Source organism: Stutzerimonas stutzeri (genome assembly GCF_000935215.1).
Taxonomy (GTDB): Bacteria; Pseudomonadota; Gammaproteobacteria; order Pseudomonadales; family Pseudomonadaceae; genus Stutzerimonas.
The window spans coordinates 1-7,790 of the sequence record NZ_JXXD01000163.1 but is presented as its reverse complement, the minus strand read 5'-3'; the positions used below and the strand labels follow the sequence as shown (position 1 = coordinate 7,790).

Sequence of the window (7,790 nt, the reverse complement as noted above, 5' to 3'; positions counted from 1 at the left end):
CCCAAACCCCCGACCCGCGTAAGCTGGTCGGGGGTTTGCTTTTGGGCTGAAGAAATATCTATCGAGACAGCCAAGGCTGCTTCCGGCTCGGCGTGTAGGAGGGATGGCCGAATAGTGCGGGCGGCAGGCCGAGGCCGTGCAGGACTTGTTGTGGAGCGTGTCTGCCTGCGATCTATCAAGCGTCGTGGTCATGCCTTCGGATAGCGCCGATGCTGAAATCAGCCGTTGCCGTTTTCTGTTGACGAACGGTTGCGCGACAAGCCGCGGGACGGTTTGCCCTCTGGTGGCTATGAGTAGGCACCCAGCAGATCGGGTGCCAACGACAACATATCGATAGTCCCACTCGGTCGTTCACTGCTACTGAGTGTCGTCGTCTTCGTCCGACTGACAGCTCACAGCGGCGTGTGCCGCTCGTTTAGAATGAGTGCTTTGCTCGGATATTTGCTATGCCGGAATCGGCTGCTACGCTAGGGCTTGATGAGGTTCCGCTCGAGCAGTTAGTCGCTTGCCCTGAATGTGATTTGCTGATGCTCAAGCCGAACCTCAATCTCGGCGAGGTTGCTGAGTGCCCTCGTTGCGGTTGTGAGCTGTTTCGCTTGCGGCATCGAATCGTCGGACCTGGGCTGGCGTTGGTGCTCGCTGCGTTGCTGTTGTACTTCCCGGCCAACTTCCTACCCATCATGAGACTGAATCTGCTCGGCCGGGTTACTGACGATACGGTCTGGAGTGGTGTGCTCAGTCTGTATAACAGCGGCATGCAAGGTATCGCCGTGGTGGTGTTTCTCTGCAGCATGGCTGTGCCGCTACTTAAACTCCTTTGCCAGCTGGCTGTATTGCTCTGCATTGCGGTCGATCGAGCGAAGCCATTGGGCATGCTGCTCTACCGGACGTATCACCATCTACGTGAATGGGGGATGCTGGAGGTTTACCTGCTCGGCATTCTGGTGTCGATCATCAAACTCAGGGACATGGCCGAACTCAGCCTGGGGATCGGGCTGGCGTGCTTTGCCGGTCTGCTGGTCGTTCAGGTCTGGCTAGAGTTGGTGATGTCGCCGCACCAGGTCTGGCAAGCGTTGTCGGAGCGCCGCGATGCGCGCCGCTGATGCTGGGTTGATGGTTTGCCACGAGTGCCATCAGCTCAACCGGGCGGACGCCGGTCAGCGTGATCAGCGATGCGTCCGCTGCGGTGCACGCGTGCATATGCGCAGACCCAACAGCATCGTTCGAACCTGGGCGCTATTGATCACTGCAGCTCTGCTCTACCTGCCGGCGAACCTGCTGCCGATCATGACGGTACGCATGTTGGGCAGTGGCACGCCAGACACAATCATGTCTGGCGTCGTGACCTTGGCCAAGCACGGCATGTTTCCAATAGCCGCCGTGGTGTTCATCGCCAGCATTCTGGTTCCCACGTTCAAACTAGTTGGAATCGCGATGTTGCTGTTTTCAGTACAACGCCACCATCCAATGTCGCCACGCCAACGGATATTGGTTTTTCGCTTTATCGAGTGGATCGGACGCTGGTCCATGCTCGATATTTTCGTCATCGCCATTCTGGTGGCGATCGTCAATTTCGGCAGCCTCGCCAGCGTCGAAGCGGGCTTCGGCGCGATAGCCTTTGCCAGCGTAGTCATCCTGACCATGTTGGCTGCGATTACATTTGACCCTCGTCTGATCTGGGATAACACGGAATCCGGGAACAAGCATGACTGACCTGCCACAAGCCAATACTCGCCCTGCCTCCAGCTGGTCGGCCATCTGGATTCTGCCTCTGATCGCACTGGCTATCGGAGCGTGGCTCGCCTGGCAGGCCTATAGCGAGCGAGGCATCCACATCGAGGTGGTCTTCGAGAGTGCCGAAGGGATCGAGATCGGCAAGACGTCGGTGCTCTACAAGGGCATGACGATCGGTGTCGTGCGTGATCTGCGCCTAGGCGACGATGAGCGTCGGCAGGTCGTTGTCGCGGAAATCGAGATGAACAAGGACGTCGATGGCTATCTACGCAACGGCACGCGCTTCTGGCTGGTCAAGCCCAGTGTGACGCTAGCCGGGATTACCGGGCTGGAGACTCTGGTGTCGGGCAACTACATCGGTATCAGCCCTGCTGATGGCGAGACAACGCGGCGTTTCGTTGCGCTGGCGGAAGAGCCGCCGATGTCCGACAGCCGCATCGGCCTGCACCTGACGCTCAAAGCCGAGCGCCTTGGCTCGCTGAATCGCGGCAGTCCGGTGTTCTATCGGCAGATCCAGGTCGGACAGGTGAAGAACTACGTGTTGTCCGAGGACGACAGTACCGTCGAGGTGCAGTTGTATATCCAGCCGGAGTACGCCCATCTGGTGCGCAAACACACGCGATTCTGGAATGCCAGCGGCGTCACCGTGGATGCCGGTCTGACGGGGGTTAAGTTCCGTACGGAGTCTCTGGCTAGCATCGTCGCCGGCGGTATCGCCTTCGCCACGCCATCTCACCGCAAGGACAGCCCTGCGACCGATCCGAGCATCCCGTTCCGGCTCTACGAGGACTTCGATGCGGCCCAGGCGGGTATCAAGACGCTCGTATCTCTGCAGGATTTCGATGGGCTGCAGGCCGGCCGGACGCCTGTCATCTACAAGGGCATGCAGGTCGGTCTGCTGAAGAAGCTGGATATCGATTCCGACCTCAGCGGCGCGCAGGCCGAACTCTCCATCGACCCGCTGTTCGAGGACTATCTGGTAGAGGACACGCAGTTCTGGGTGGTCAAACCGTCGGTATCGGTCGCCGGTATTTCCGGGCTCGAGGCCTTGGTGCGCGGCAATTACATCGCTGTTCGCCCCGGCGAGAAGGGTGCAGAAGCCAGGCGCAACTTCGTCGCACGCGCCAAGGCACCACCGCTGGATATACGCTCGCCCGGCCTTCACCTGGTACTGACGGCGGACAACCTCGGCTCGCTGGATGTCGGTAGTCCTGTGCTCTATCGCCAGGTACGGGTTGGCTCCGTGCAGAGTTACCAGTTCTCGCGCGACCAGCAGCGGGTCGTGGTTGGCGTGCACATCGAGCAGCCCTACGCCGACCTAGTGAACAGTTCGAGCCGGTTCTGGAATGCCAGTGGCATTTCCCTTACCGGCGGGCTTTCCGGTATTGAGGTACGCAGCGAATCGCTGCAGAGCCTGCTGGCCGGGGGCATCGCATTCGAGACGCCGGAGCCGCAAGCTCCGGCTACCAGAAAGGTGCCCCGATTTAAGTTGCACAAGGACCGGGACAGCGCAATACGGCGCGGTACCTCGATAGAGATTCGTCTCGATCGCGGCGACGGCCTCGGTGCCGGCACGCCGATCCGCTACAAGGGGCTGGAGGTCGGCGAGGTTGACAGTGTGACCCTGAGCGACGACCTCGGTCACGTCGTGCTGCGGGCCCGGATTACCGCCGCAGAGTTGCGTATCGCTCGTGCGGGCACGCAGTTCTGGGTGGTACGGCCCGAACTGGGCATCATGCGCACCGCCAATCTGGATACGCTGGTCAGCGGTCCCTATCTTGAGGTTGCTCCCGGCAAACCAGGTGCGGCCGCTCAAGCGCGTTTCGTGGGCCAGGAGCGTGAGCCGCAGAAGGCTGGTGAAGGGCTCGCCCTAGTCCTCAGCGCTGCGCGTCTGGGTTCGATCAAGCCGGGTAATGCGGTGACCTACCGCGAGGTGAAGGTCGGCGAGGTGACTGGCTACGAGTTGGGGCAGACTGCCGACCGCGTGCTGATCCGCGTACTGATCGAGCCACGCTACGCTGCATTGGTGCATACCGGCAGCCGGTTCTGGGAAACCAGCGGGTTCGGTGTCGATTTCAGCCTGTTCAAGGGCGCCAGCGTGCGTACCGATTCGCTGGAGTCGCTGATCGAGGGCGGTGTTGCCATCGCCACCCCTGATGGCGAGCGCATGGGACAGCGCGCCTTGCCAGGACAGACCTTTGCCTTGTTCAAGGAGCCGCAGGAGGAGTGGTTTGACTGGGCGCCGAAGATCGAGCTGGGGCGAGCTGTCAGTGACAAGTGACGATCGATCCGGGACGTTGTTGGTGGGCTGAAGTCCACCCTACGGCGATATCCGGATGTGTATGAAAAAGGGCCCCGCGGGGCCCTTTTCATTGCAGGGAGATCAGGCCGGCTCTTCGGTCCTTTGGGCTGAAGCAGTGTGCTCGCTGGCGATCGATTCGCGGCGGCTGATGTATTTCCAGTCCGCCTCGTCGATGTAGATGCCGGCTGGTCCGCTGCCGCCTTCCAGGTCGATGGCGACATGGGCCGAGACCTGAGGCTTCACCGATGCGAGGATCGGCACGAAGCCCAGCTGCAGGCTGGTTTCGATCAGCGCCTGCTGGTTGCGCTCGTCGATGTCAGCCGCCTCGTCGAGGTAGTAGGGCAGGCGGATGCGCCCGGCCTGCTCGCGATCCATCAGGTGCAGCAATAGGTACATGTTGGTCAGCGCCTTGATGGTCATGGTAGTGCCGTTGGACGCCGCACCGTCGATGTCGGTGTGGATCACCGGCTGGCCGCCGACCTTGGTGATCTCGAACGCTAGCTCGAAGAGGTCTTTCAAACCCAGCTGGTTGTTGTTCGCTGCCACCAGGCGCGCCAGATACTCCTTGGCTTCCTCGTTTCTGGCGTCTTGTTCGGAGGACTGCGACAGGTCGAACACCGACAGTGTCTCGCCTTCCTCGTATTGCCCGGCGCTGTGGATGATCTGGTCGATGTGCTTGAGCGCATCCTTGTTCGGCGCCAGCACGATACGGAAGCTCGCCAGGTTGGAAACCTGACGCTTGTTGATCTCGCGGTTGAACAGCGCCAGCTGGTGTTCGAGGCTCTCGTAGTCGCTGCGGATATTGCGCAGCGTGCGGGCGATATCGGTGACCGCCGCACGCCGCGCCTTGGCCAGGGTTAGCGCTTCGTCCTGGCGGTGGGCGTAGGCGTTGACCAGCAGTTGCAGGCGGCGCTCGGGATCTTCCTCACTGTCGAACTTGGCCACGCCCTTCAGGCGCACCTGGGCGTAGAGCGCCTCAATCTGGCCGTCCACGCGTTGCAGTGCCTGCCAGCTGTCCTGGTAGTCGTTGAGCAGCGGCAGCAGATTGTCCAGCGAGTCGTCCACCGGGTCCATGAACGGCGTACCGAAGGGCAGGTTGGCTGGCAGCAGCTGGCGGCGGCGCAGGGCGTCTTCCAAGGTGCGTTCCTTGGCTTCCAGATCGGCCAACTGGCGGCCGACCAGTTGCAGCCTGGCGGAAATCTGCTGCACGCGCTCGGCGAAGGCGTCACTGGTGCGCTTGAGTTCTTCCTGGGCGGCTTCGGCCTGGGCCAGCTGTTCCAGCTTGGCCGGCTCCTCGGCGGCCAGGGTCTGGCTGCGGCGGAAGTCTTCCAGCGCTTTCTGCGCATCAAGTACGGCCTGATACAGCGCCTCGGCCTGGGCCTTGCTCGCGGCGCGGTCGACGGCCACCGCATGCTGGGTCTTTAGCTGCTTGAGTTCGCGCTCCAGGCGATCCTTCTGGTCGCGCAGCGCGGCACGGTCGGCCAGAGCCTGCAGCGCCGGTGGCTCGATATGCGAGAGGTCGATGGACAGGCCCGGCACCGAGAAGGTGTCGCCCTTGAAACGATCCAGCACCGCTTCCACGGCCTTGACCCAGTCGTCACCCTCGGCACTGATGCCTTTCTCACCCAGCGGCAGGCTGAACAGCTGGCCGTTGAACAGGCGCATCAGGCGGTCGACGTCGGCCTGGGAGAACTCTTCGCGCAGGCGCGAATAGCTGTTGTTGTCGGCGTGATCGAGCTGTTGCTTCACCGACTTCAAACGCTTTTCCAGATCGCGCAGGCGCTCGTCCAGGTCTTCGCTGGAGAACTGACGAGACTGCGCCAATGCACCGGCCAGCTCGTCATGGGCGTCCTTGGCGGCGAGCAGCTGCTGCTCCAGCACATGGGCGTCCTCGACCAGGGCGAAACGGTTCTTCAGCACCGCCAGCTCGCCGAGCCAGCGCTGGGCTTCGCTGATCTCGCGCTCCAGCCGCATCAGCTCGCCGGTTGAACCACGCTGTTCATTCTGCAGGCCGTCCTGCTCGCGACGGTAGTGCTCGGCCTGGATCACCAGCTCTTCCTTGCGTGCATCGGCGTAGTCGTGCCAAGTGCCGAGCAGGTTGTCGAGCAGCGGCGACAGGCGATGCAGCTTGCCGCGCAGCAACTCGCGCTGGGCGACACCGGCGGCCAGCGCCTCGACCAGCGGGCCGGCGGCGACCAGCGCCTGGTAGTCCTGCTCCATGCGGCGCACGTCGCGGAAGGCTTCTTCGGTGGCGGCGATGTAGTCGACGCTGCCCGAGCGCAAGCTGTGCTCGAAGGCATCAAGGAACAGCTGCTTCAGTTTGGCCGCCGTGATTTCCCTCATATGCAGGAGGTTGATAAACAGCGCGCGGAAGGTCTTCAGGCTCTGCTCGCTGGTCGAACGCAGCGGGATCAGCGTCATATCCAGCGGAATCGAGGTATGCCCGCCGACCAGCAGCCGGCGCAGCTCGTCCGGCTTGGCCTCGTAGGCCTTGATGCCGGCGCGTTCGAGGTTGGCGAACAGCTCGCGCTGGCGCAGGCAGGTGCCGTTCTGCTGGTAATGGTCCAGATCCAGCGAGCCCTGGTAGACGAAGAACTGATGACCGAAGCCGCCGCCCGGACCGCGGCCGGCCACGCCGATCACATGCGGGCCGTGGGGCAGCATGACTTCGACGAGGATGTAGCTGGTGTCCGAGGCGAAGTAGAACTTGCGCGACTGCTCGAGGCTGTACTTGCCGAAGCTCATGTCCGACATGCGCGCCAGAATCGGGAACTGCAGCGCGTTGATCGAAGCGGACTTGCCGAGGTTGTTGGCGCCGTAGACCGACAGCGGATTCTCCAGCGGAAAGATGCCGAGACTGTAGCCGGCGGTGTTCAGCAGGGCGAAGCGGCGGATGCCGTAGCGTTCCTGGCTCATGCTTCAAGCTCCTTTTCTTCGGCGATGGCACGGGCCAGGGCGTCTTCTTCCGATTCCTCGGCCGCTTCCTCGATGAGGATGATGTCGTCCTCGTCCTCGGCGATCAGCTCCGGGGCTGGCAGCGGCAGGTCGCTGCTGTGCAGGCTGGCGGCCAGGTCGCGGTCCTGCTGCACCGACAGGCAGACGTCGAGGAAGCGGTGCATCGGCGGCAGGAAGCGGTAGACGCCATTGCTGTCCTCGGCGAAGCCCAGCTGCGTCAGGCGGCGGATGACCTTTTCTTCCAGCTCTTCCTGGGTGGTGACTTCGGCCTGTAGGAACAGGTCGCGGTACTTGTCCAGCAGTGCCGGCAGTTCATCGCGACCGAGGCTGCCACCGTCGAGCACGGCCAGCGGATCGCGGCCCTGGTCGGCCAGGTGCTCGACGAGGATGAAGGTGAACAGTGCCAGGCGCTGGGCGGTCTTGTTCACCTGCGCGCCCATCTGCTCGGGGACGAAGTAGTAGAAACCGCGCGGATCGCAGACCAGCTCGAAGCCGAGCGCCTTGAACAAGGCGCGGTACTGGTCCTGCATGTTCGACAGCTGCGCGTAGGGCTCCGGCTCGCTGCGCGACAGGTGATAGCCCTTGAACAGCTCGCGGAAGATCGGCGCCAGCTGGGTCATTTCCTTGAGGTCGATGTTCATTCAGGTTGCTCGCTGGATCGTTGGGTAGAAATCAACAAGGTGATTTCCACAGCGTGATTTGATGGGCTTTGGCCTGTCTGTGCTGCTGGTTGGTGCCTGCCCCTCACCCCAACCCTCTCCCCATAGGGGAGAGGGGGCTGTTGGTGCGGGGAGCGGAA

At 62.4% G+C, this 7,790-nt stretch carries 5 protein-coding genes; 3 read left to right on the top strand and 2 right to left on the bottom strand.

What is annotated here, in order from left to right; translation table 11 throughout:
* Nucleotides 1–446: 446 nt before the first annotated feature.
* From LO50_RS16770 to LO50_RS16760, 3 genes are read left to right on the top strand one after another with little or no spacing between them, the layout of a single operon-like run.
* Entirely contained in the window at nucleotides 447–1,103 is a 657-nt protein-coding gene (locus tag LO50_RS16770) for a paraquat-inducible protein A (protein WP_044315703.1), read from the top strand.
* Nucleotides 1,090–1,713: a paraquat-inducible protein A gene (locus tag LO50_RS16765; RefSeq protein WP_042927444.1), complete on the top strand. Its 624-nt coding sequence runs from the start codon at nucleotides 1,090–1,092 to the stop codon at nucleotides 1,711–1,713. The genes LO50_RS16770 and LO50_RS16765 overlap by 14 nt, the downstream gene beginning before the upstream one ends.
* The gene (locus LO50_RS16760; RefSeq protein WP_044315702.1) at nucleotides 1,706–4,015 is read left to right on the top strand and encodes a PqiB family protein; all 2,310 of its coding nucleotides are present in this window, start codon (nucleotides 1,706–1,708) and stop codon (nucleotides 4,013–4,015) included. Before LO50_RS16765 ends, LO50_RS16760 begins: the two co-directional genes overlap by 8 nt.
* Nucleotides 4,016–4,117: 102 nt before the next feature.
* On the opposite strand, the gene mksF is transcribed toward LO50_RS16760, so the two are convergent.
* The gene (gene mksF / locus LO50_RS16755) at nucleotides 4,118–6,952 is read right to left on the bottom strand and encodes an Mks condensin complex protein MksF (RefSeq protein ID WP_044315701.1); all 2,835 of its coding nucleotides are present in this window, start codon (nucleotides 6,950–6,952) and stop codon (nucleotides 4,118–4,120) included.
* On the bottom strand, nucleotides 6,949–7,632 hold the full coding sequence (gene mksE / locus LO50_RS16750) for an Mks condensin complex protein MksE (RefSeq protein ID WP_044315700.1): 684 nt from the start codon (nucleotides 7,630–7,632) through the stop codon (nucleotides 6,949–6,951). Before mksE ends, mksF begins: the two co-directional genes overlap by 4 nt.
* Between the last annotated feature and the right edge of the window lie 158 nt (nucleotides 7,633–7,790).